The organism is Bradyrhizobium sp. GW821-FHT12B03, from assembly GCF_058807535.1.
Window position 1 is genome coordinate 150,941 of the sequence record NZ_JBXAQU010000014.1, and the last position, 22,137, is coordinate 173,077.

General features: G+C 64.3%; 26 protein-coding genes. 8 read left to right on the plus strand and 18 right to left on the minus strand.

All coding sequences use genetic code 11. From position 1 onward, the window contains the following. Window position 1: 1 nt before the first annotated feature. From AC1RUR_RS25100 to xoxF5, 5 genes are all read right to left on the minus strand, one after another. Window positions 2-454 (minus strand): (2Fe-2S)-binding protein, encoded by a 453-nt coding sequence (locus tag AC1RUR_RS25100; RefSeq protein WP_027546456.1) that lies wholly within the window; start codon window positions 452-454, stop codon window positions 2-4. Window positions 455-1,109: 655 nt separating this feature from the next. After that, window positions 1,110-1,673 carry an S-(hydroxymethyl)glutathione synthase gene (gene gfa / locus AC1RUR_RS25105; protein ID WP_492848921.1) on the minus strand — a complete coding sequence of 188 codons (564 nt, stop codon included), beginning with the start codon at window positions 1,671-1,673 and terminating at the stop codon, window positions 1,110-1,112. Between the two features lie 32 nt (window positions 1,674-1,705). Continuing rightward, a complete protein-coding gene (locus AC1RUR_RS25110) occupies window positions 1,706-2,815 on the minus strand; it encodes an S-(hydroxymethyl)glutathione dehydrogenase/class III alcohol dehydrogenase (RefSeq protein ID WP_492848923.1) in 1,110 nt (369 codons plus the stop codon). 60 nt (window positions 2,816-2,875) lie between these two features. Then, window positions 2,876-3,367: a c-type cytochrome, methanol metabolism-related gene (locus tag AC1RUR_RS25115; protein ID WP_492849046.1), complete on the minus strand. Its 492-nt coding sequence runs from the start codon at window positions 3,365-3,367 to the stop codon at window positions 2,876-2,878. Between the two features lie 109 nt (window positions 3,368-3,476). Then, window positions 3,477-5,279 (minus strand): lanthanide-dependent methanol dehydrogenase XoxF5, encoded by a 1,803-nt coding sequence (xoxF5, locus tag AC1RUR_RS25120; RefSeq protein ID WP_492848925.1) that lies wholly within the window; start codon window positions 5,277-5,279, stop codon window positions 3,477-3,479. A 514-nt stretch (window positions 5,280-5,793) separates the two neighbouring features. Between xoxF5 and AC1RUR_RS25125 the strand changes: the two genes are divergently transcribed. After that, the gene (locus AC1RUR_RS25125; protein WP_492848927.1) at window positions 5,794-6,762 is read left to right on the plus strand and encodes a helix-turn-helix domain-containing protein; all 969 of its coding nucleotides are present in this window, start codon (window positions 5,794-5,796) and stop codon (window positions 6,760-6,762) included. Window positions 6,763-6,801: 39 nt separating this feature from the next. On the opposite strand, the gene AC1RUR_RS25130 is transcribed toward AC1RUR_RS25125, so the two are convergent. The 6 genes from AC1RUR_RS25130 to AC1RUR_RS25155 all read right to left on the minus strand — a co-directional run bounded on the left by AC1RUR_RS25130 (window position 6,802) and on the right by AC1RUR_RS25155 (window position 12,548). Further along, window positions 6,802-7,227, minus strand: a complete 426-nt coding sequence (locus AC1RUR_RS25130) for a hypothetical protein (protein WP_492848929.1) — start codon at window positions 7,225-7,227, stop codon at window positions 6,802-6,804. A 140-nt stretch (window positions 7,228-7,367) separates the two neighbouring features. Next, window positions 7,368-8,357: a Bug family tripartite tricarboxylate transporter substrate binding protein gene (locus AC1RUR_RS25135; RefSeq protein ID WP_492848931.1), complete on the minus strand. Its 990-nt coding sequence runs from the start codon at window positions 8,355-8,357 to the stop codon at window positions 7,368-7,370. Between the two features lie 110 nt (window positions 8,358-8,467). After that, window positions 8,468-9,481 (minus strand): FUSC family protein, encoded by a 1,014-nt coding sequence (locus tag AC1RUR_RS25140; protein ID WP_492848933.1) that lies wholly within the window; start codon window positions 9,479-9,481, stop codon window positions 8,468-8,470. A 114-nt stretch (window positions 9,482-9,595) separates the two neighbouring features. Then, on the minus strand, window positions 9,596-10,519 hold the full coding sequence (locus tag AC1RUR_RS25145; protein WP_492848935.1) for a substrate-binding periplasmic protein: 924 nt from the start codon (window positions 10,517-10,519) through the stop codon (window positions 9,596-9,598). Further along, the gene (locus tag AC1RUR_RS25150) at window positions 10,516-10,872 is read right to left on the minus strand and encodes a c-type cytochrome (RefSeq protein ID WP_492848937.1); all 357 of its coding nucleotides are present in this window, start codon (window positions 10,870-10,872) and stop codon (window positions 10,516-10,518) included. Before AC1RUR_RS25150 ends, AC1RUR_RS25145 begins: the two co-directional genes overlap by 4 nt. 11 nt (window positions 10,873-10,883) lie before the next feature. Beyond that, the gene (locus AC1RUR_RS25155) at window positions 10,884-12,548 is read right to left on the minus strand and encodes a methanol/ethanol family PQQ-dependent dehydrogenase (RefSeq protein WP_492848939.1); all 1,665 of its coding nucleotides are present in this window, start codon (window positions 12,546-12,548) and stop codon (window positions 10,884-10,886) included. Between the two features lie 341 nt (window positions 12,549-12,889). Between AC1RUR_RS25155 and lanM the strand changes: the two genes are divergently transcribed. From lanM to AC1RUR_RS25175, 4 genes are all read left to right on the plus strand, one after another. Next, the gene (gene lanM / locus AC1RUR_RS25160; RefSeq protein ID WP_492848941.1) at window positions 12,890-13,282 is read left to right on the plus strand and encodes a lanmodulin LanM; all 393 of its coding nucleotides are present in this window, start codon (window positions 12,890-12,892) and stop codon (window positions 13,280-13,282) included. Between the two features lie 171 nt (window positions 13,283-13,453). Beyond that, the gene (gene pqqA, locus AC1RUR_RS25165; protein ID WP_008562446.1) at window positions 13,454-13,534 is read left to right on the plus strand and encodes a pyrroloquinoline quinone precursor peptide PqqA; all 81 of its coding nucleotides are present in this window, start codon (window positions 13,454-13,456) and stop codon (window positions 13,532-13,534) included. Between the two features lie 25 nt (window positions 13,535-13,559). Further along, window positions 13,560-14,465: a DUF6662 family protein gene (locus AC1RUR_RS25170; protein WP_492848943.1), complete on the plus strand. Its 906-nt coding sequence runs from the start codon at window positions 13,560-13,562 to the stop codon at window positions 14,463-14,465. A 94-nt stretch (window positions 14,466-14,559) separates the two neighbouring features. After that, on the plus strand, window positions 14,560-14,769 hold the full coding sequence (locus AC1RUR_RS25175) for a hypothetical protein (RefSeq protein ID WP_492848946.1): 210 nt from the start codon (window positions 14,560-14,562) through the stop codon (window positions 14,767-14,769). A gap of 10 nt (window positions 14,770-14,779) precedes the next feature. Here AC1RUR_RS25175 and AC1RUR_RS25180 read toward each other — a convergent pair whose 3' ends face one another. Genes AC1RUR_RS25180 through AC1RUR_RS25195 form a run of 4 tightly spaced genes read right to left on the minus strand, consistent with a single transcriptional unit; the run spans window position 14,780 to window position 17,600 of the window. After that, on the minus strand, window positions 14,780-15,133 hold the full coding sequence (locus tag AC1RUR_RS25180) for a hypothetical protein (protein WP_492848947.1): 354 nt from the start codon (window positions 15,131-15,133) through the stop codon (window positions 14,780-14,782). Window positions 15,134-15,180: 47 nt separating this feature from the next. Next, entirely contained in the window at window positions 15,181-15,891 is a 711-nt protein-coding gene (locus tag AC1RUR_RS25185; protein ID WP_492848949.1) for an ABC transporter ATP-binding protein, read from the minus strand. Beyond that, on the minus strand, window positions 15,881-16,618 hold the full coding sequence (locus AC1RUR_RS25190; protein WP_492848950.1) for an ABC transporter permease: 738 nt from the start codon (window positions 16,616-16,618) through the stop codon (window positions 15,881-15,883). Before AC1RUR_RS25190 ends, AC1RUR_RS25185 begins: the two co-directional genes overlap by 11 nt. 1 nt (window position 16,619) lies before the next feature. Next, on the minus strand, window positions 16,620-17,600 hold the full coding sequence (locus AC1RUR_RS25195) for an ABC transporter substrate-binding protein (protein WP_492848952.1): 981 nt from the start codon (window positions 17,598-17,600) through the stop codon (window positions 16,620-16,622). 87 nt (window positions 17,601-17,687) lie between these two features. On the opposite strand from AC1RUR_RS25195, the gene AC1RUR_RS25200 reads away from it, so the two are divergent. Then, window positions 17,688-18,047 carry a hypothetical protein gene (locus AC1RUR_RS25200; protein WP_492848954.1) on the plus strand — a complete coding sequence of 120 codons (360 nt, stop codon included), beginning with the start codon at window positions 17,688-17,690 and terminating at the stop codon, window positions 18,045-18,047. A 116-nt stretch (window positions 18,048-18,163) separates the two neighbouring features. On the opposite strand, the gene AC1RUR_RS25205 is transcribed toward AC1RUR_RS25200, so the two are convergent. Together AC1RUR_RS25205 and AC1RUR_RS25210 are read right to left on the minus strand one after the other, a co-directional pair. Continuing rightward, on the minus strand, window positions 18,164-18,982 hold the full coding sequence (locus AC1RUR_RS25205; protein WP_492848956.1) for a quinoprotein dehydrogenase-associated SoxYZ-like carrier: 819 nt from the start codon (window positions 18,980-18,982) through the stop codon (window positions 18,164-18,166). A gap of 62 nt (window positions 18,983-19,044) precedes the next feature. Then, window positions 19,045-19,971, minus strand: coding sequence for a quinoprotein relay system zinc metallohydrolase 2 (locus tag AC1RUR_RS25210; RefSeq protein ID WP_492848958.1), 927 nt, complete (start codon window positions 19,969-19,971; stop codon window positions 19,045-19,047). 128 nt (window positions 19,972-20,099) lie between these two features. Here AC1RUR_RS25210 and AC1RUR_RS25215 point away from each other — a divergent pair, with 128 nt between their 5' ends. Both AC1RUR_RS25215 and AC1RUR_RS25220 read left to right on the plus strand, forming a co-directional pair. Further along, on the plus strand, window positions 20,100-20,981 hold the full coding sequence (locus tag AC1RUR_RS25215; RefSeq protein ID WP_492848959.1) for a substrate-binding domain-containing protein: 882 nt from the start codon (window positions 20,100-20,102) through the stop codon (window positions 20,979-20,981). Continuing rightward, window positions 20,978-21,535, plus strand: a complete 558-nt coding sequence (locus tag AC1RUR_RS25220) for a PQQ-dependent catabolism-associated CXXCW motif protein (protein ID WP_492848961.1) — start codon at window positions 20,978-20,980, stop codon at window positions 21,533-21,535. Before AC1RUR_RS25215 ends, AC1RUR_RS25220 begins: the two co-directional genes overlap by 4 nt. A gap of 206 nt (window positions 21,536-21,741) precedes the next feature. Here the strand turns inward: AC1RUR_RS25220 and AC1RUR_RS25225 are convergent, their stop codons facing one another. Then, the gene (locus tag AC1RUR_RS25225; protein WP_492848963.1) at window positions 21,742-22,041 is read right to left on the minus strand and encodes a copper-binding protein; all 300 of its coding nucleotides are present in this window, start codon (window positions 22,039-22,041) and stop codon (window positions 21,742-21,744) included. Between the last annotated feature and the right edge of the window lie 96 nt (window positions 22,042-22,137).

A 22,137-nucleotide genomic window follows, 5' to 3' on the forward strand; every position in this document is an offset into this window, starting at 1 on the left:
GTCACACTCCCGTCGATGCGAGATGGACCGCGTTCTCGATGCGCTGGTAGCAGCCGCAGCGGCAGATATTGCCCGACATCGCCTCGCGGATCTGGTCGTGCGAGGGTTTCGGGTTGTCCATCAAGAGCGCCGCGGCCTGCATGATCTGGCCGGCCTGGCAGAAACCGCATTGCGGTACGTTGACCTGGCGCCAGGCCTTCTGAACCGGGTGATCGCCGTTCGGATGCAATCCTTCGATCGTCGTGACCTCGCGTCCGGCGACGTCGTTGACCGACGTGATGCAGGAGCGTACCGCTTCCTTGTCGACGATGACGGTGCAAGCGCCGCACAGGGCTTGGCCACAGCCGAACTTGGTGCCGGTCAGCCCGGCCTCGTCGCGCAGGAACCAGAGTAGCGGGAGATTCGGGTCGCCGTCCCAGCTCTGTTCCTGGCCGTTGATCTTTACCTTGATCATGATCGTCCCTCGCTCTTCATAAGCATGAATTCAAATGCGCCGGCTTACGCCAGCTGCGGCTCGTGCGTCGTCGCCGCGTCTCTGCCGTCGTCCCGCGCGGGCAAATCCCGGAGGGAGGCAGGAGCGCTGATGGCGATGTCTGGATGTGCTCGATACCTCCCGTATTGTTTTTGCTTGATTGAACTTCGCGCGGCATCGTGACGGCGCGATCGTAGCAGGGATCGGGCCGGCCCGGCATTCACAGCCGGGTGTTCTCAACGTGAGCAGGTTGCCTCAGTGATTTGTCAAAAGCAGGGCGCGGCATTGCGCCGCGTCGATTGCGCAACTGCAAGGCAGATCGCAAAAAAAGCTTCGTCCGCCAGAAAGACTGTACGGACGAAGCAGGATACCTCAGTCGAGGGAGGGAGAAACGCAGGAGCCGCGGACTTCAAGCGGGAAGCGGGCGGTCCTGCGCAGTCATTCAGAGACCAGGACTGAGGGAGCGCGTGGCCCTCATAGACGCAGAGTGCAGAAGCGGCGGGCTTCGCCGCGGTCGTGTGAAACCACCTCCGTCCGGCTCGCTGGTGCTGGTCGGGACCAGCGAGCGGACGTGGCGTGGGTCTGGCGGCGCTGCTCGGGCCGCCTCGTTCAAGCTGCTTTCGTCAGGCTGCCTCCGTCAGGCTGCCTTGGCCTTCGCCACATGGGTCGCGATCGCGTCCATCAGTGCCGGTGACAGGCAGTCATAGGGCTCGAGCCCGATTTCCTTAAGCCGTGAACGGATGCCGGCCATCTGCTCGGGCTTGACGCCGGATTCGATCACCGAGGAGACGAAGGCGGCGAATTGCGGCGCCTGCGAGCCCTGCTCCTGGAACAGTTCGGGATGGATGAAGTCGAGGCCGTAGAACGGATGGTTCTTGTTCTCGATGCGGCCGTACATGTGCGTGCCGCAGGCCTTGCAGGCGTGGCGCTGGATCACCGCCGAGGGATCGACGATCTGGAGCTTGTCGCCGTTCTCGAGCACGGTGACGTTCTGGCGGGGCACCACGGCGACGACGGAGAATGTCGCGCCCTGCGGCTTCCAGCACTTGGTGCAGCCACAGGCATGATTGTGGGCGACGTCGCCCTTGATGCCGATCTTGACCTGATGGTCCTTGCATTTGCAGGCGAGCGTGCCGCCGGCGAAGCTGCCGCTGCCCTGTTTGAGTCCGTTGTCGATCGATGGGTGGAGTGCAACAGTCATGGGACGATCCTCCTTGGGGTGATGGCGGTGAGCTAGTAGACGACGACGGAACGGATGGATTTGCCCTCGTGCATGAGGTCAAAGCCCTTGTTGATCTCTTCGAGCTTGAGCACGTGGGTGATCATCGGGTCGATCTGGATCTTTCCGTTCATGTACCAGTCGACGATCTTCGGCACGTCGGTGCGGCCGCGCGCGCCGCCGAAAGCCGTGCCGCGCCAATTGCGGCCGGTGACGAGCTGGAACGGGCGGGTGGCGATCTCCTTGCCGGATTCGGCAACGCCGATGATGATGGACGTGCCCCAGCCGCGATGGCAGGCTTCCAGCGCCTGGCGCATCACGGTCGTGTTGCCGGTGCAGTCGAAGGTGTAGTCGGCGCCACCGTCGGTGAGGCCGACGAGGTGCTGGACGATGTCGCCCGTGATCTTCTTGGGGTTGACGAATTCGGTCATGCCGAACCTGCGGCCCCAATCCTCCTTGGCGTCGTTGATGTCGACGCCGATGATCTTGTCGGCGCCGGCCATCTTGGCGCCCTGGATCACGTTGAGGCCGATGCCGCCGAGGCCGAACACGACCACGTTGGAGCCCGGCGTGACCTTCGCGGTGTTGACCACGGCGCCGACGCCGGTGGTGACGCCGCAGCCGATGTAGCAGCTCTTGTCGAACGGCGCGTCCTCGCGGATCTTGGCGACCGCGATCTCCGGCAGCACGGTGAAGTTCGAGAAGGTCGAGCAGCCCATGTAGTGATAGACCGGCTTGCCCTTGTAGGAGAAGCGGCTGGTGCCGTCGGGCATCACGCCCTTGCCCTGCGTCGCGCGGATCGCAGTGCAGAGATTGGTCTTCTGGCTCAGGCAGCTTTTGCACTGCCGGCATTCCGGCGTGTAGAGCGGAATGACGTGGTCGCCCGGCTTCACCGAGCTCACGCCCGGCCCGATCTCGCGGATGATGCCGGCGCCCTCATGGCCGAGGATCGACGGGAAGATTCCCTCGCTGTCGAAGCCGTCGAGCGTGTAGGCGTCGGTATGGCAGATGCCCGTCGCCTTGATCTCGACCAGGACTTCGCCGGCCTTTGGTCCTTCCAGATCGAGTTCGACGATCTCGAGTGGTTTCTTGGCTTCGAAAGCGACGGCGGCTCGTGTCTTCATCGGTAGCTCCTCAAATTCTCGTAGGGCGCCAGGACGTGGCCCCGGCAGTCCTCGTAGCGTTCATTTCTTGCCCATGCAGGCATCTTCCGCCTTGGTGTAGGCCTCCGTCTTCTCTTCCTTCTTGGAGGGACGCTGCCGGCCCCATGCTTCGGTGGAGCGAGCGCGCAGATAGACATAGAGATCGTCCATGTAGCAGGCGACGTTGGGGTTGTCGCCGAAGGCCGGCATGACGTTCTCCTGGGCGGTCGAGATGTTCTTGCGGCCGGAGGCGACCACACCGAGGAAGTCGCCATAGCTCATGGTCTTGACGGAGTCCTTGAGCGCGGGGGCGTAGGTGGAGCCCATACCATCCGGGCCATGGCAGACGTGGCAGTCGGAGTGATAGCGGCGGTATCCGGAATAGGTGAACCAGTCCACGGTGCCGTCGGCTGAAATCTTGTAGGTCGGGTTTCCTTCCTTATCGAGCCACTTTCCGTCGTCTTCCTTCTTCACGGCGGCCGGGTCGCCCGGACCGTCCGCGACAGCAATTCCTCCGGACGCAACGAAGATCATCGCGGCAATGACAGAGCGGATTTTACGCAAGAGATTTTCCTCGAAGGCGTTCGATGGAGACGAGCCGGCGCGTGGAGTTGATCCACGCGCCGGAGCGATACTGACGGGCCTAGTTGGGCAGCGAGAACACGGTCAGCGTACCGCCGAGGGCCGTGTAGTTGCTGAGGGCCGCGTAGCCACCGACCGCGCCGAGACCGGCAGTCGGATCGGTCAGGCCTGCGGCCAGACCGATGCCGGCCCAGCCACCGACGCCCGAGAGCACTGCGACATACTGCTTGCCGCCGTTCTCATAGGTCGTGACGTTGCCGATGATGCCGGAGGGAGTCTTGAACTTGTAGAGCTCCTTGCCGGACTTGGCGTCGACCGCCTTCAGGTAGCCTTCGAGCGTGCCGTAGAACACCACGCCGCCGGCGGTTGCGAGCGCACCCGACCAGACCGAGAACTGCTCCTTGTTCGACCAGACGATCTTGCCGGTCTTGCCGTCCCAGGCGATGAAGTTGCCCATGTGGGTTTCACCCTGCGGCGGATACATCGAGAGCGTCGCCCCCACATAGGGCTGGCCCGCGGTGTAGCTCACCTTGAACGGCTCGTAGTCCATGCAGACGTGGTTGGTCGGAACGTAGAACAGCTGCGTGTCCGGCGAGTAGGCTGCCGGCTGCTCGTCCTTGGTGCCGAGCGCGGCCGGGCAGATGCCCTTCACGTTGTGGTCTTCGCCCGCCTTGTCGGTCGAAGCTGCGTCGAGCACCTTCGGACGGCCATAGGTCGGCGAGTTCTTGTCCATGTCGACGCCGGAGGTCCAGTTCACCTTCGGATCGTATTTTTCGGCAACCAGCAGCTCGCCGTTCTCGCGGTCCATCGTGTAGGCGAGGCCGTTGCGGTCGAAATGCGTCAGGAGCTTGCGCGCCTGGCCGTTGATTTGCTGATCCGAGAGGATCATCTCGTTGACGCCGTCATAGTCCCACTCGTCATGGGGCGTCATCTGGTAGACCCACTTGGCTTCGCCCGTGTCGGCGTTGCGCGCGAAGATGGTCATCGACCATTTGTTGTCGCCCGGACGCTGCTTCGGATTCCAGGTCGAGGGATTGCCCGACCCGTAATAGACGAGGTTCAGAGCGGGATCGTAGGACATCCAGCCCCAAGTGCAGCCGCCGCCGATCTTCCACTGGTCGCCCTGCCAGGTCTTCAGGCTGGAGTCAGCGCCGACCGGCTTGCCGAGCGAGGTGGTGGCCGCGGTGAACTTGATCTGGTCATCCGGACCTTCGGAGAAGGCGCGCCAGACCTGCTTGCCGCTCTTGAGGTCGTAGGCGGTGACGTGGCACTGCACGCCGAATTCGCCGCCGGAGATGCCGACCAGGACCTTATCCTTGACGACGAGCGCGGCCGATGTACCGGTCTCGCCCTTCGAGGGATTGCCGTTCGTTGCCGACCAGGCCACCTGGCCGGTCTTGGCGTCGAGCGCAACGAGGTTGGTGTCGGCCTGATGCAGGATGATCTTGCCGTCACCGTAAGACAGGCCGCGGTTGACCGTGTCGCAGCACATCACCGGGATGACGTTCGGGTCCTGCTTCGGCTCGTACTTCCAGACGATCTTGTTCTCGTTGGAAAGGTCAATAGCGTAGACCTTGTTCGGGAACGGCGTGTGGACATACATCATGTTGCCGACGATCAGCGGGCCGCCTTCATGGCCGCGCAGCACGCCGGTCGAGAAGGTCCAGGCGACCTGGAGCTTGCCCACGTTTTGTGCGTTGATCTGGTTCAGCTTGGAATAGCGGGTATTGGCGTAGTCGCCCGCGGGCATCACCCAGTCTTTCGGGTTCTGCGACATCTTGATCAGCTCGTCATTGGCTGAAGCGCTGCCGACGGCGAGAGCCGCCGCGGAGCCAAGATAGGTCGCCAGTAGCACCTTGCGCATAGTTATTCCTCCGTTGGTCTCGTTTATTGTTTCCGAAGCAATGCTCAATCACCGGGCTTCTCGTCCGGCGTCTGCTCGTGCAGGGCGGTCACGATTGGGACCAGAAACGATGGTGCGGTGTTTCCTCCTCCTGATGAGAGCCACGGGTCCACGTGCAGGAGCGGCCCGTTCTTGTTGTTCCTGCTGCAATCCCTAACGACTTCGTCATCGGGAAACTTGCCCAAGAGAGAAGCCGGTTTGCTTGACAGCGCACGGACGCGAACATTTTGATTTTGCAGTAGCGAATTCAGCAGTTTCCGCATCGCCTTCGGACCGCGTTCAACGCTCAGGTTCCCCTTGACGGCGCTGTAACTAAGGCGGAGGATTAAATTTCAAGGGTGGCAATGGAACGATGGCGCTCGTTGCAAAAGACCGCTCAAATTCGAGGTAAACGTCACGCAATCTCGGCTGAGGGCTCCGGCAGCGCTGGTCGTGATTCGCGTCGAACTTCCGGATCAAACCAGTGGCTGGATTAATGTCCGACACAATTCATACGCTTTCGACGACCGGAATGACGCCGAAGCGCCAGATCCAAAGCTGGATCGACGGGCTCACGAGCCTGTGTGGGCATTTCGACGTCGATCCGCTGGAGGCGTCCTCGCTCGAAGGCCGCATCGACTACACCTCGGTCTCGCGCCTGAAGCTGTGTCAGATCGAGGTCAGCCAGCATCGCATCGCGCATACGCTGGCGCGCGCCAAGGCCAACGAACACCCGTACATCAAGATCCACTTCCAGACCTACGGCGTGTCCTATTTCGAGCAGGAAGGCCGTCACATCGAGCTGAACCCGGGCGACATCATCGCCTATGACGTCTCCTGCCCGCATTCGATCATCAGCCCCGCCTTCACGCGCCACGACGTCGTGATCGTGCCGAAAGCGCTGCTGCGCGACCGCGGATTCCCATCGCAGCGAATGCCGGCCTGCAAATTGTCGGCGAAGACGGGGACGGGGCGGATCGCCCACGATTTCGTCCACGCGACCTTCGACGAGGCCGCCAAGCTGTCGGCGAACAGCGCGGTCGGCGTCGCCGATTCGCTGATCGACCTGTTGCTGCTGCCGCTGCGCGAAGCCGATACGATGTTCGATCGGGTCGGTCCCGAGGCGATGTATGTGCGCGCGCAGTTCTTCATCCGCGAGCACCTGCGCGATCCGGATCTGTGCATCGACCAGATCTCGGCCGAGCTCGGCTGCTCCAAGCGCTATCTGCACATGCTGTTTTCCGAGCGCGGCACCACGGTGAGCGACTACATCTGGCAGGCCCGCTTGCAGAACTGCCGCCAGGAGCTCGAGGCCCACGCTGGCAAGACCATCACCGACGTCGCGTTCTCCTGGGGCTTCTCCAGCTCATCGCATTTCAGCCGCGTATTCCGGAAGTATTTCGGCGTGGTGCCGTCCTCGATCCACAAGGCGCAGCAGAACGCCGCGGCCGCCAACGAGCACTAAGCGCACGCCGGGAAGCCCCGGCGGGTGACCAATGCGCGCTTACGCCGTCGTCGCAATATAGGGAATGCTGGCCAGCAGGGCGGCGAGCAGGACCGCGTTGCACAGCATTCCGCTCCAGTGCAGCCGGCGCAGCCGACGCGGCGCCTCGGTGTCGCCCGCGTCACTCGCGCTGAGCTGGTCGTCCATCCGCTGCAAGAACCGGCGGCGCCCGCCAATCGCCAGAGCTGCAAGCAGGCCGACGACCGCGGCGAAGAGCAGCCGACCGGCGAGGAGGAAAGCCAGCGTCCCGATGATTCCGGCAACGCCCATGACCAGGAAATGGGCGTTGAACATGCCGCGCAGCAGCAGGGCGACGGGCCGGATGTCGAGCTTCACCAGCAGGAAGGCGGGCGAAGCGAGCGTGAAATAGCCCATCGGAAACAGCAGGATGATCATGGCGGCTATGGCGATGGCATCTGGCGTCATGCGGTCGGCCCTTCTCTGCGGACCCCGAGATTCTCCGGCAGCCCCCATGATAATGGATGCCGTAGCCGACTTCGACTTAGGCTTTGGTCGGATGCCGGGCCACGCAGCGGAAGCTGTCCCGCCGCGCCATGTCCGAAGGTTCAGGCCGGCTCGAGGCCAAGCGATCGCGCGCTCTCGATCCAGATCGGCAGCTCGCGCTGATACAGGGCATTGGTGTCCTTGAAGCCGATCGCGGGCTCGAGCACGAAGGTCGCGAGCACCTCCTTCACTTTCGGGTCGCTGTTGGCGGCGACGCAGAGATCGGCCAGGCGATCGACCACCGGCTGCGGCGTCGCCTTCGGCACCGCCCAGCCGGTGAACCCGCTCACGGTGAAGAATTTCGACGTCGCGCCCTGTTCGGGCAGGGTCTTGATGGCCGGGATCGCGTCGACCTTCTTCGAATGCACGGCGAACACGGTCCCGCGGTCGCTTTGCAGGACCGATTGCGCGGCCGTGTAGCTGCCCATTGCGGCATCCAGCGTGCCTTCCAGCATGCCCGTCCACATCGGCGCTTCGCCGCGGTAGTGGACCGGCTCGATGTTGAGGCCGTACTGCTTGTTGAGCTCGTTGATCGTCATGTGCGGCGACGAGCCCGCGCTGTAGGTGCCGAAGTTGACCTTGCCGCTCTTGCGCGCGAAAGCGACGAAATCCTCCAGCGTCTTGACGCCGGTCTTCGGGTTCGCGACCAGCAAAAGGCCGGCGCCGGGAATGACGCTGACGAGCGTCAAATCCTTGTCCATGTCGTAACCGGGATTCTTCATCACCACCCGGTTCATGATGTAGGTGGTCGAGATCGAGCACAGCATGGTGTGGCCATCGGGCTCGGCGCGGGCAACCTCCGCCGTGCCGATCGCGCCGGAGGCGCCGGGCTTGTTCTCGATCACGACGGTCTTGCCGACCTGCTTGGAGATGAATTCGCCATAGGCGCGTGCGAGCAGGTCGGTCTGTCCGCCGGCCGGGTAGCTGCAAATCATGCGGATCTGCCGCGATGGCCAGATGCCTTGCGCCGAGGCGCCGCGCGCCACGAAAGGCATCGCGAGTGCGGTGGTGCCCGCGGCGATGAAGCGGCGGCGATCGAATTTTGCGGACATGATTCTCTCCCAGATTTTTGCCGAGGGTACTGCATCACACCGTCCCTGCCACGGGCGGCAGGCGAGACAGATTGGCGCATTCGTATGATGGCGTCGCGCTCGCACGCGTGTCATCCGGGCGATCGGCCCTTTCGCATCACCCGTTGCCAGACAATCTCGCTCAGGGCGACCGCAATCAGGCCGAACGCGCCACCGATCATCACGTTGGCGATACGCTCCTCCGCGATCCCGCTGGCGCCGCCAGCAAAGGAGGCCGCCAGCGCAATGAAGAAGCAGCGCAGGCCGAAGCCGACGACGTAGCGGGAAAACGAGATCAGGGTGAGGGTGGCCGCGAGAACCGCGAGCGCATAGCCGACCCGGCTCTGCGGCAGCGCCATGCCGGCGAGGAAGCCGAGCGGGACGCCGACGAGCGCGCCGATCGCGCGCTGCTTCAGCTTGCCGGTCGAGGCGGTGAGATCGCCGACCACGACGCTTGCGGCCGACCACATCACCCATTGTCCCTGCGCAAGGTCGAGGATCTCGACCAGTGCGGCGGCCGCGAAGACCGCCATGGCGGTTGCGAGCGCGGGCAGAGACCATTCGGCCGCAGGCGGTCCGAACGAGATCGTCGCGGCATCGCCGGCCCGCGGCCGGTCGTAGATCCGGATGGCGCAGACCAGCGCCAGCGCAATCGGAGAGGACGCCACGATCATGCCGGCGTGGCGCAGCGCTTCGGACGCGCTGACGCCCTCCCGCACCTCGCAGGCCAGATAAACGGCGGGGATGAACACCCAATTGCCGGGAGAGCGCAAATCTTCGCCATAGCGCGTCGCGGCCACCGCCAGAAAACCGGCGAGCGCCGTCAGCACTGCGAAGAGCGGCTTGATCGGGGCGGCAAGGAAGAGCGCGGCAAAGGTCGCGAGGATGGCAAGATAGTGCCACGCGATCGCTTTCGGCGGCAGGTGCAGCCGCAGCGCCGGAATGAGCAGCGAGACGGCGACCAGGCCCAGGTTCAGCAGCGCCGTTTCACGCGCGATGAAATAGGCCGCCACCATCGGACCGACGACGATCAGGGCGCGAAGGAGTTCGGCGGTCCTGATTTCGCGGGAGAGGAGGTCGCGCAGGTTGGCGGCACTGGGATGCACGGCTTCACCACGTGGCGGAATCAATGGCAGCATTATGCGAGGTGGGACGCCGCCAGCCACACCCGCCGTCATTCCGGGTTCGCCCTTCAGGCGCTCCCGGAATGATGAACAGAATCACCGCTGAATAATCTTCATCCAGACATCGCCGAGGATCGCGGGCTCGCGTGGCTGCAGGTAAGTGAGGCCGGCCTGCTTGCCGAATTCGGCGATCCTGCCTTCAGTGGCGAGCTCGGTCAGGGCCTTGTTGACGGCGTCGATCAGGGCGAGGTCGCCGGCAAGCCCGACATAGCCGCGATTGGCGCCGATCGGATAGTAGTAGCCGGACGCTGTGATCGAGGTGTCCGGATGCGCAGCGCGATGGGCATCGAATCGGCCGAGGTCGATCAGCGTTGCATCGTAGTCGCCGCGTGCCAGCGCGCCGAGGAGATTGTCGCGGCCGGGGACGAGATGCGTGATGTTGTCGATCAGGCGTCCCTTGTCGAAGGTCATCAGGATCGCATCGCCGAGCGAGCCGCTCTCGATGGCGAGGCGGAGCCCGGCGAGGTCGCCGATGTCGGTGATCTTGCGTCCCTTCGCCTTCGGCCCGAGCACGACCGTCATCGGCGAGTAGACGTAAGGCTGGCTTGGCGCGAGCACGCCGAGCGCGACGCGGCGTCGCCGGTCCTCGCGCGTGGCACCGGCGAAATCCGGCAAGCGCGCCGTCTTCATGCCGGGCTTGACGAGGGAATCCGTCGTCAGCGCATAGCCGCCGACCAGCGAGCAGCGCCCGTCGGAGAGCAGCGCGTTGGCCTCGAGCTGCGGGCTGGAATCCTCATCCAGCTTGCTCTCGAACCACTGGATCTTCAGCGGTCGCCCCATCCGCTCCGCGATCGCCTGGGCCAGCAGCACGTCGAAGCCGGAATCCGGCCTGCCCTTGTGATGCATCGAGAGCGGTGGCCGGTCTTCGTCGAGACAGACATTCAAGGGATCATCGGCCGCGTGCGCGGCCGTGGCCGCGAGGATCGCGGCGAGGTTCCAGGCGGCGAGCCGGTGCCTCATGGCTTCCTCCGGCTCGAGATGAAGGCCCAGAGATCCCCGATCTGGTCGTCGCTGAGGATGTCGCCCCAAGGCGGCATCTTGTTGTTCTTGCCGTTCTTCACCGTGGTGACGAAGCGCGTCTTGTCGTCGGGAAAGGCGCGCAGGTCCGGTGTGATGGCGCCGGAGTTCATCAGATTGGGGCCGTGGCAGTGCGAGCATTTCTCGGCATAGGTCGACTTGCCATGGTCGATCTGCGCCTGCATGGGATTGCCGGTTGCGTCATCGGCGGCGCGAACGGTCGCCGCAAGCGCGACGGTCAGCACCGCGACGGCGGCGAAGATCGCCGCCGTCTTGTGAGTTATGTCTCTCCGCATCTTGCCTGGGGCTATTGCTTGACCGCAAAGACCCACAGCGAGCCGCCGGGCGGCACCTTCGCAAGCCGCTCGTCGCCGGAGAACAGCGAATAGACGCCGCCATAGCCGCTGGTGACGGCGATGTACTGCACGCCGTCCTGCTGCCACGTCACCGGTTGTCCCTCGATGCCCGAGCCGGTCTGGAACTGCCAGAGCTTCTTGCCGGTGTCGGCATCGAAGGCCTCGAACTCGCCGGTGAGCGCGCCCGTGAACACGACGCCGCCCGCGGTCGACAGCACGCCGGAGAAGCGCGGAATATCCGCGGGTGCTTCCCACTTCGCCTTGCCGGTCATCGGATCGATCGCCTTCAGGTGGCCGCGCGCGCCGTCACCGAACTCCCAGGGATCGGTGAGGTCCATGCCGAGATACCATTCACCCTGCTTGAAGGTGACCGGCTCGGCCTTGTACTTGCCGCCGAAGGCGAGCGTGTTGGCGTAGGCGAGACCGGTCTGAGGATTGAACGACATCGGCTCCCAGTTCTTGCCGCCGAGGATCGACGGATAGACCGTGACCTTCTTGCCTTCGCGCGCGTCCTTGCTGACGTCGGTCTCGATCGGGCGGCCCGTCTTCATGTCGACGCCGGTCGCCCAGTTCACCTTCACGTAAGGATTGGCCGCGAGCAGCTTTCCGTTGGTGCGGTCGAGCACGTAGAAGAAGCCGTTGCGGTTGGCATCCATCAGCACCTTGGTCGGCTTGCCCTCGACGTTCATGTCGGCGAGGACCATCTCGGCCACCGAGTCATAGTCGAACGGATTGTTCGGCGAGAACTGGTAGTGCCACTTGATCTTGCCGGTCTTGGGATCCATCGCCAGCACGGAGCAGGTGTAGAGGTTGTCGCCGGGGCGCACCGCCGAATTGAACGGGCCGGGATTGCCGATGCCCCAATAGACCGTGTTCAGCTCGGGATCGTAGGAGCCGGTGATCCAGGTCGAGCCGCCGCCGAGCTTCCAGGTGTCGCCCTTCCAGGTGTCGCCGCCGGGCTCGTCGGGCGAGGGAATCGAATGGGTGCGCCACAGATGCTTGCCCGTCGCCGGATCCCAGCCGTCGATGAAGCCGCGGGTGCCGAACTCGGCGCCGGAGATGCCGGTGATGACGACGCCGTCGGCGACCAGCGGGGCCACCGTCATCGAATAGCCTTCCTTGATGTCGGCCGCCTTCTGCCGCCACAGCTCCTTGCCGTCCTTGGCGTCGAGCGCGATCACGTTGGCGTCGAGGGTGGTGCGGAACACTTTGCCGTCGTAGAGCGCGGCGCCACGGTTGATGATCCCGCAGCAGACGATGCGCGGCGTCTCGGCGGGATACTCGATCTTGCTCTTCCAGATCTGCTTGCCGGTCTTGGCATCGACCGCCATGGTCGCGTTGTGCGAGGTCACGTAGATCACGCCCTGGTACACCAGCGGCTGCGATTCCTCGCTGCGATCGTCGTTGAAGGAGTAGTTCCAGACCGGGACGAGGTTTTTCACCGTGTCCTTGTTGATCTGATTCAGGGTCGAGAAGCGCTGCAGATTGTAGCCCATCCCGTAGTTGAGAACGTTCGACGTGTCGGTCGCACCCTTGACCAGCTGTTCGGTGGTCTGGGCGCTTGCATACGTTGATGCAAGCATGACGAGGCTCGCGGCCATCGCAAAGCGTTTCATCCGTTCCTCCCAATATGCGCGCCTTTTGACGCTGCGACCGCAACACTCCGCCCGAATGCAAAACCCGTCAATACGAAAGTCGAATGTGCGCTGCCGATATGTTGGACGCCAGATGCCAGTCACCTTACGGAAACCTGACAATCGGCTTTCACTTGTGCGCAGGCGCTGCAAAAATTCCGTGACGTGGAGCGGTGCCAGCTCGGCCGTTCTGCTCGGGCAGTCCGGTTCCGCGAGTTGTGCAGTGCGCGGACTGCAATTCCGGACTTGAACCGGGGCTTGCTTGCGGACTTATGTTGTTTTGATCCCGGCTCGAATCGGGGCTCTTGGTCAGGGAGGTCTGAATGATATCGCGTCGCTCAGTTGCACTTGCGCTTACGGCTGCATTGTTGTCGGGTCCGGCGTGGTCGGCATCCGGCAACGCCGTCAAGATGCTCGATACCGACAATGACGGCACGCTCGATCTTGCCGAGGTGAAGAAGGCGGCCGCCGCGTTGTTCGCAAAGCTCGATCCCGATCACGACGGCACGCTGGACGCGCGCGAATTGCGCGGACGGTTGACGGCGAAAGAACTCGCCGCCGCCGATCCCGACCGCGACGGGACTCTCACGCTCGACGAATATCTGTCCGTGGTCGAGCAGCGCTTCAACGCGGCGAATCCGGACAAGGACGGAACGCTTGACGCGAAGGAGCTGAACTCGCGCGCCGGTCGCGCGCTGTTGCGCTTGTTGCGGTGAGCGCAGCAGCGCTTGACTGGGAGCGAAGACGGTTTGCCCGAGAGGGAAATTCGCGAGCGATATGCGACAGTTCGCTGTGTCGGCGCGCCGATTCCAGGCTTGCGCTGTGCCTGACGCAGCCCTAGGTTTTGCCCCGCGCGATGTCGCGCTCAATCCCTTGGGAGACCCCGAATGGCTTGGAAAGCTCCGAAGATCGTGGAAGTGCCGGTCGGCATGGAAATCAACATGTACGCCTGCGCTTCGCGCAAGTAAGACTGACGAACCTGCCGCGGCTTCGGTGGCGAAGGCCATCGAAGCCGTGGTAGTGTTCGCGATGCGCGTTGGAGCCCACACCATTTGGACGGCGGTTGCGTTCGGCCTTGCGCTCGCGCCGGCCGGCGTCAGGGCCGAAGAAGGTTTTGATACCGAGCATATCTTCGGCTTCATGATCGGGACCGATGTCGGCAATCCCGGCGAGCGCGAATTCCAGAGCCAGACGACGGGGCGGTTCGGCAGGGGCGGCGGGACCTATCGCGCTCTCCAGCAGGAGGTCGAGATCGAGGTCGTCCCGCTGCCGAACTTTCGCGTCGAGGTCGGCGGCACCGCCAGTTTGCACGACATCACCGGCGTCCCCGATATTGACGATCGCCGCCAGTTCAACTTCCAGGGCGCCTCGCTCGACCTGCGCTATCGCCTGCTCGACCGCGAGCGCGCGCCGTTCGGATTGACGGTCGCCGCCGAGCTCCATGGCGACCGCATCGACGAGACCTCTGGCGCGAAGGGGCGGATGTACGGCACCGACTTCACGCTCGCCTTCGACCGCGAGCTCATTCCGAACTTCGCCATCGGGGCCCTCAACCTGATCTATCAGCCGGAATGGGCGCGCTTCGAGGTGGCCGGACTGTCCGAGAAAAGCTCCACGATCGGCGCGGCCTTCGCCGGCCTTGTGCGGGTGCGGCCCAATATGCTGCTCGGCGGAGAGCTGCGCTACTTCCGGCAGTATGAGGGCATCGGCCTCGGCGAGTTCTCGGGCCAGGCCCTGTTCGTCGGCCCGACCGCCTATTTCCAGCTATCGGAGACGTCGCGCCTCACCCTGAGCTGGAGCATGCAGGCCTGGGGCCGTCCGGCCGGGACGGGGGCCAATCTCGACCTCGTCAATTTCGAGCGTCACCAGGCCCGGCTGGTGTTCGGTGTTAACTTCTAGCTGAGCGGTTTCCTCACGCTGGATTGAAACTTCCGGCTCCTCGGGACGTATCCATTTGTGCTAATGTACAGCGTCCCTGCGCGAGGATCCCGGCATGAACCCGATCGACCTGGTGGTGACTGTGTGTGCGGTGCTCTCGCCTGCGACCTGCGAGGAGCAGCATATTGTGTTCAACTATGCGGGGTCGCCGAGGCAATGTGTGATGGCCGCGCCGCCCTATATCGCGCAATGGGTCGGCGAGCATCCGAAGTGGCAGGCGGTGCGCTGGCGCTGCGAGTACCCGCATCCGAACGACAAGGCGTGAGCCGCCGGCGTTACTTCGTGCAGTCCTTCAAATCCTTGTCGGCGATCGAGAACACCGCGTCCGCCCTGATCTCGATGTCGCGGACGACGCATTGCCGCGCGTTGGGATAGCTGACCTTGGCATCGTAGCGGCCGGGCTCGACGCCGGTGATGCGCAGCCGCTCGTCGTGGTCCACTTCCTTGTCCTTGTCGTTCAGGCACTGGTTGGGGCCCCAGTCGGTCTTGCCCGCGGGCGAGAGCTGGAAGCCGGAGATCGTCTCCGTCGTCAAATTCCAGAGCCTGATGCCCTTGCCCTTGGCCTGCGCGAGCGCTGCGCCCGGCATCGCAATCAACAAAATGCCGACCGCAATCAGCGTACGCCGCATGATGAACCTCCCTGGTGCTCTCGTTTGGTTCAGTTGATCACGAGTTGTCATTTCGATTCAAGCAGCAAGGCCGCGAGCTCCGCCCTGATCCGGCCAAGCTCGGCCTCGCTGCGCCCGGCGCGCGGAACGGCAATCGGCACCTCCTGCACGATGCGTGCGGGACGCGGCGACAGGAAGAACAGGCGGTCGCCGAGGCGGATCGCATCGTCGATGCTGTGGGTGACGAGCAGCGTCATCACGGGGCGGCTTGCCACCAGCGTCGCGATCTCGTCGCGCAGGCGGCCTGCGAGCGCATCGTCGAGCGAGGCGAGGGGCTCGTCGAGCACGAGCAGATCGGGCTCGACTGCGAAGGCGCGGGCGAGCGCGACGCGGCGGGCAAGGCCGAGCGACAATTCGCCGGGGAAATGGCTGCGGTGCGCCTCCAGCTCCAGGATCCTGAACAGCTCCGACAGCTTCGCGTCGGTGATATCAGGCGCAGCCAAGCGTACATTCTGCTCGACAGAGCGCCACGGCAGCAGCCGCGGCTCCTGGAATACCATGCCGATCCGCGCGTCCGGTGGCCGCGCAATGGTCCCGTGAAAGTCACGGTCGAGGCCGAGAAGGATGCGCAGCATCGTGCTCTTGCCGCAGCCGGAGGGACCGATCAGCACGCCGACCTCGCCGGATTGCAGCGCGAACCTGACCGGCGCCAGCACCTCGTGCGTCTCGCCCGCGGCACTCCTGAACGTCTTGCCTGTGATATCGACCTCAAGCCGCACGGGGCCGCCACCTTGTTGCACGGGCCTCGAACGGCTGCACCAGCACCGTCTCGATCACGAGCACGACGGCGGCGAATGTCAGGGAGTAGGCGAGCAGGCGCGGCGTGTCGAACAGCTGGAAGGCAACACCGATCTCGAAGCCGACGCCGTTCGGCCGTCCCAGGAGTTCGGCGACCAGCACGATCTTCCACACCAGCGACAATCCGGAGCGGGCCGAGGCCGCGATATAGGGCGCAAGCTGCGGCAGCACGACATGACGGAAGGCACGCCAGCGCGGTACTGCGAACACGCTTGCCATCTCGTCCAGCGAGCGGTCGAGCGCGCGCGTGCCCTCGCGCAAGGTGACGATGGCGGTCGGCAGTTTGTTGATGGCGATCGCCGCGATCGCGGCCGTCTCGGTCAGGCCGGCCCAGATATAGGCCAGCACGATCACGACCAGCGCCGGCAGGTTGAGCAGCAGGATCAGCCAGGGATCGCCCAGCCGGTCGGCGAGCTTCACCCGCCCCATCAAATAGCCGATGGCGCTGCCGAGCGACATCGCCAGCACGAAGGCGAGTGCGACGCGCGCCAGCGTAACGCCGAGATGCAGGAACAGCGCGCCGTTCGAGGCTTCCGCGATGATGACGTTGAGCACGGCCGGCGGCGAGGGCAGCTTTGCGCCGCCGACGAACAGCGCCGCGAGCCACCAGATCGCCAGGAACAGGACAAACGAGAGCAGACGCAGCACCTCAGTCTCCAGGGACTGCGTGATAGAAGGTCCCGGGATCGAGCTCGGCCGCTGGGCCGACCAGATCGCGGCCGCCGGTCTCGGCCAGCACGCGGTAGAGCACGCGCGCATCCGCTTCCTCATCAGTGATGCTCCGGCGCGGAATGCCGTCGCGATAACGGTCGCGGTAGGTCTTGAGCATGACGGCATCGCTGGTGCCGGTGAGTGGCGCGATCTTCTCCCAGGCCGCGTCGGAGGTAACCAGCAACTGCTTGGCCTTGCGGGTCATCGCGATGAAGCGTGCCACGGCCTCGCGATGGCTCGCCGCCCAGCTCTCGTCGAAGACATAGCCGACCGCGGAGACCGCGCCCTTGGCGCCCAGCTGCGGCAGGATGTCCTCGATGCCGGCGAGGCGCCGGAAGCCCTTGGCCTCGAGCTGAGCGCAGAAATTCCAGAAGTTGAGGCTGGCATCCATCTCGCCGTCGAGCGCCTTGGCGGCGATCAAGGGCGGCGCGCCATAGACGATGGTCGCTTCCGATTTCAGGTCGATGCCGTCCTGCTTCATCCGCGCCTGCAGCAGCAGCCAGCTCTTGTCGATCGCACCGCCGCCGACGGCAAGCTTGCGGCCCTTGAGGTCGGCGAGCGTCTTGATCGGCGAGGCCGCCGGCACCATCACCGCGCCGAGTGCACTGGAATAGGGGTAGAAGGTCAGCTTGGCACCGAGCGCGCGCTCGCGCGACACCCACAGCCAGTCAGACAGGATGATGTCGGCGCTGCCCGCGCGCAGCGCGATCTTGCCGGCCTCGGGGCTCGCAAGCTCGGTGACCTCCAGCGCCAGGTTGGCGTCCTTGTCGAGGCCGCCGGCCCGGATCGCGGCCAGCTCCCAGGAGAATGTTCCGGTCTTCTGCACCGCAAGGCGGATGGTATCCGCGGCGCTAACGCTTGCGACCTGTGTCAGTGCCAGCGTCGCCGCGAGCGCCAATGTTCGACCAAGTGCTCTCATCACCTTGTGAGCCGTTTCCTCAGATAGAATGCTTTTCAGGACAATACGCATAGCATAGCTTTCGTCGCAACCAGCGGGAGGACGCTCATGAATCTGGCGGGACAGCTACGACCGATTGTCGCCGCATTGGTGGTGCTGGCGGCGACCGTGTCCACGGCGCGCGCCGGGGAGGCCAATGATTATCCGACGTCGGCGCGCGCAGAATACGTCTATGGCTGCATGAAGGCCAATGGTGAGACACGCGCCGCGATCGAGCAATGTTCCTGCTCGATCGACGTGGTCGCCTCGATCGTCACCTATGAGCGCTACGTCACCGCCGAGACTGCGCTCAGCATGTCCCAGGTCCGCGGCAATCTCGGCGTCCAGTTCCGCACGTCTGAGCAGGCGAACTCGGCAGTGAATGATCTGAGGCGCGCACAGGCGGAAGCCGAGGTGAGGTGCTTCTAACGGCTGGCCGCACGCTGACCGTATTCGTCATGCCCGGGCTTGTCCCGGGCATCTACGTCTTGACGGCACCTAAGATCGTGGATGGCCGGGACAAGCCCGGCCATGACGGCTGGGGATCACGTCCCCGGCTTCTCCACGTCCCACTCATTGCGGAACACGTGCCCATCCGTGTCCTTGGCTTCGGCGCGGAAGCGCTTTGCGCCGTTCGACACATAGGTGAAGCGCAGATTGGGATCTTCGGAGATCGAGATGCCGCCTTCCATCGACAGCACGGGGCTGTCGTCCTGCGTCAGCTTCAGCTGGTTGACGAAGAAGGCCGGAATATAGAGCTGCGTGACCTGGTCCATCTGAAGGCCGGAATTGTTGGGATGACCGATCATGATCTGTGCCTCGCGGACGCGGCTCGCCGGCGCGTCCTCGCGCGCGAATTGGCGGTAGCGCATCTGCCCGAGCCGGTTCTTGGCTTCCTCGACGTTCTTTCCTGCAGGCGCCGAGCAGCCGCCGGAGGCCTTCACATAGACTTTCGAGACGTAGAGCTGGCCGTCGCTGAGCTCGGCGACAGCATGCACATCGGTGTAGTTGTTGACGCGGACACGCGTGGAGATCTCGCTGACATTGGCATCCGGTCCGAGCTCGAACTTCGCCGCCATCGGCGCCGGGTTGCGGTCGATGACCAGTGTGATCGAACGGATGCGCCTGCCGTCGCCCGGCGAGAGCTTGCTGCGCAGGGTCACCGGCACGATGGCGGCGTCCTCGGCGCGATACGGCATCTCGATGCCGATCACGTCGGCGCCGTCGTTCATCGGACGGTTGCTGAAGATGTCCTGCACCAGACCCGGCCAGGGATCGTAGGCCTCTTCGGCCCGGGCGGGCACCGCGAAGACGATGCCGAGGAGCAGGGCGATCAGGGGCAGGCGGCGTATGCATCCCGTCATGGTCGTGGTCCCGTGCGGACGAAGCAGTCCGGGTCAGCGTCGCGGTGAGCGTAGCGCGTCCGTTACTCCCATTCAATTTCTGAAAATGCTGCGGTTGCGTTGCGGGCGTTGTAGTCGTCGAACAGCTGCCAGTGCGTCCGCTCCGATTCGGCTGCCTTGTCCGCGGCGGCTCGGATCGGCTCGCCCTTCTTGTTGAGCGCGCGGACATCGGCCAGCAGCGTCGTGAGATAGCGTCGTTCATCGGCCAGCGCCGCGGGCCACTCGCTCACGGGGCCGTGACCGGGAACGACGCGGGTTGCCGGAATGATCTCCAGTTCCCTTAGGAGAGCGAGCCAGCCGCGGATGCTGCCGTCCATGACCGGAATGTGGCGGTTAAAGACGAGGTCGCCCGTAAACAGCGTCTTGGTCGTCTCGTCGAACACCGTCAGATCGTTGTCGCTGTGTGCGGCCGGCCAGGCCCGCAAGGTCAGGCGGCGCGATCCAAGGTCGAGCGTCATCGTGTCGGAAACGAGCAGGGTGGGCGGTACGATCTTCACGGGATCGATCAACTCGGCCCCCATGATGCGTCTGAAATTGTCGAGATAGTAAGACCCGCGCGTCGCCAGCGCCTGCGGTAGCCGGCTGTGGCCGACGAAGCTGGTTCCGTCGGCAACGAAGGCCAAGTTGCCGAAGACGTGGTCGGGATGGCCATGGGTGTTGATGACATACCGAATCGGCTTCTTGGTGCGGGCTCGCACGGCCGCCAGCAGCGCCTCGCCCTCGCGCAGGCTGCCGCCGGTGTCGATCACGGCCACCGCGTCCTCGCCGACGATGAAGCCGACATTGGCGATGTCGCCCTCGTTCTCGCGGGTCATCAGGGCGATGGCCCCGGAGTGTACGAAGATTCCCGGCGCGACTTCGCTCACAGGCAATTCGGCTGCTTCAGTGCGTGCTAGCGTCGCCATCCCGAGCAGGGCCAGGGCTGCGATCATTGAAGCGATGTGAGACACTTTTCCGCCTCAGTTCAAAGGGTTTGCCGCATTGCACTGCAGCAAGGGAAGCCAGCACAAAGTTTGGCAAAACATGGCGCGTCATGCGTTGCATGGATAACATTCAAACAAAACGAGGAGGAAGCGCGATGACGGAGGCCGGACGACATCGTCGCTGGTTGGTTTCACTGTGGGTCCTGGTTGCGGCCTGTGCGCTGGGCGACGTCGCCATGGCGCAGACCAGCGAGACCGGGGACCTCTCGTTCGAGCTGGTCGATCCGAAGGTGCTGCGCGTCTGCGCCGACCCGCGCAATCTGCCGTTCTCCAACGAGAAGGGCGAGGGCTTCGAGAACAAGCTCGCCGAGCTGCTCGCCGACAAGCTCGGAAAGAAGCTCGACTACGTCTTCTTCCCGCAGGCCACGGGCTTCGTGCGGATGACGTTGGGCGCGCATCGCTGCGACGTCATCATGGGCTTTCCGCAAGGCGACGACCTCGTGCAGGGCACCAATCCCTATTACCGCACGACCTATGCGCTGGTCGCCAAGGCCGGCAGCGGTCTCGAAGACGTCGACACGCTGGAGGACACGAAACTCAAGGGCAAGCATGTCGGCATCGTCGCCGGCACGCCGCCGGCGACCAACATGGCCATCGCAGGCCTGATGGGCGACGCCAAGCCCTATCCGCTGATGATCGACACGCGCTTCGACAATTCCGCGCAGGCGATGATCGATGACCTCGCTGCCGGCAAGATCGACGCCGGCGTGCTGTGGGGACCGATGGCCGGTTTCTATGCCAAGAAGGCCGGCTCGCTCCACGTCACGCCGCTGGTGAAGGAAACCACCGGGCCGAAGCTGGTCTATCGCATCGGTATGGGCGTGCGTCCGGCCGACCAGAACTGGAAGCGGCAGCTCAACAAGCTGATCCAGGAGAACCAGGGCGAGATCAACAAGATCCTGCTCGACTTCGGCGTGCCGCTGCTGGACGAGAGCGACCGGCCGCTCGGTGCGGAGACGGCCAAGAAGGCACCATGAGGCGGCGCGTTGCCGCTGCGCTGGTTGCCGCTGTCCTCGCGGCGCCGGCATTCGCGCAGCAGCAGGAGCCGTTCGAGCCCGAGGGCTATCGCTCCGACAATTACCGCGCGCCGGTACCGGCGACGCTCGCCGGCGCGCGCGTGCTCACCACGGCGGAAGCCGAGGCGATCTGGCGCGCGAAGGGCGGCGCGTTCATCGATGTGCTGCCGCGTCCGCCGCGGCCGAAGAATCTGCCCGAAGGTACCGTCTGGCGCGATGCGCCGCGCAGAAGCATTCCGGGCAGCACGTGGCTGCCGGATACCGGCTACGGCGCGTTGCCGCCGGCCATGGACGACTATTTCCAGCGCGGCCTCGTGCAAGCGTCGCGCGGCAACAAGGCCGCGCTGCTCGTGATCTATTGCCTCGCCGACTGCTGGATGTCCTGGAACGCAGCCAAGCGCGCATTGGCTTACGGCTATTCCAACATCGCCTGGTATCCCGATGGCACCGACGGCTGGGAGCGCGCCAAGCTTCCCACCGATGAGGCGCAGCCGGAGCCGCGACCGGAGCAGTGAGCGGCTCGATTAGCCCCGCGATCACGGTGTTAGAGGGAGATACGCAACTCTCTCCTCGTCATTGCGAGCGCAGCGAAGCAATCCACAGCCCCCTCCGCGGAAAGATTCTGGATTGCTTCGCTGCGCTCGCAATGACGACGCGGAGGCAGCATCGCATTCCCACTGGACCGATTTGAGAGGCGAGCAGCCTCCGCGGCCAAGGAGCCCTACTGCTTCTGCAGCTTGGTCAGCGTGCCGGTGCCGTTATTGTCGGTCGCAGAGTAGTTCACCCTGTCGCCGGCATGGACGGCATCCAGCATCGCGGCGTCCTTGGTCTTGTACTCCTGGAGCGTGCCGGCGCCGCCTGCGCTGCCGCCGACCGTTCCCTTCTGGGTCTGCTGGATCGAGATCGTGCCGTTTAGACGGTCGATCCTGGTGACCATTCCGGTCATGTCGTCAGCAAAGGCACTGGATGCGAGCATGCTGAGGACCGCAGCGCCTGCGAGGATAAATCTTGTGGTTCCCATCGAGGCCTCCCGGCATTTCGAGATTCACATCGACAAGACATCCTAGAGCGATTTGGTTCCGGCCGATAGCGCGGGAAAGATTAATAGTCGCAAGGA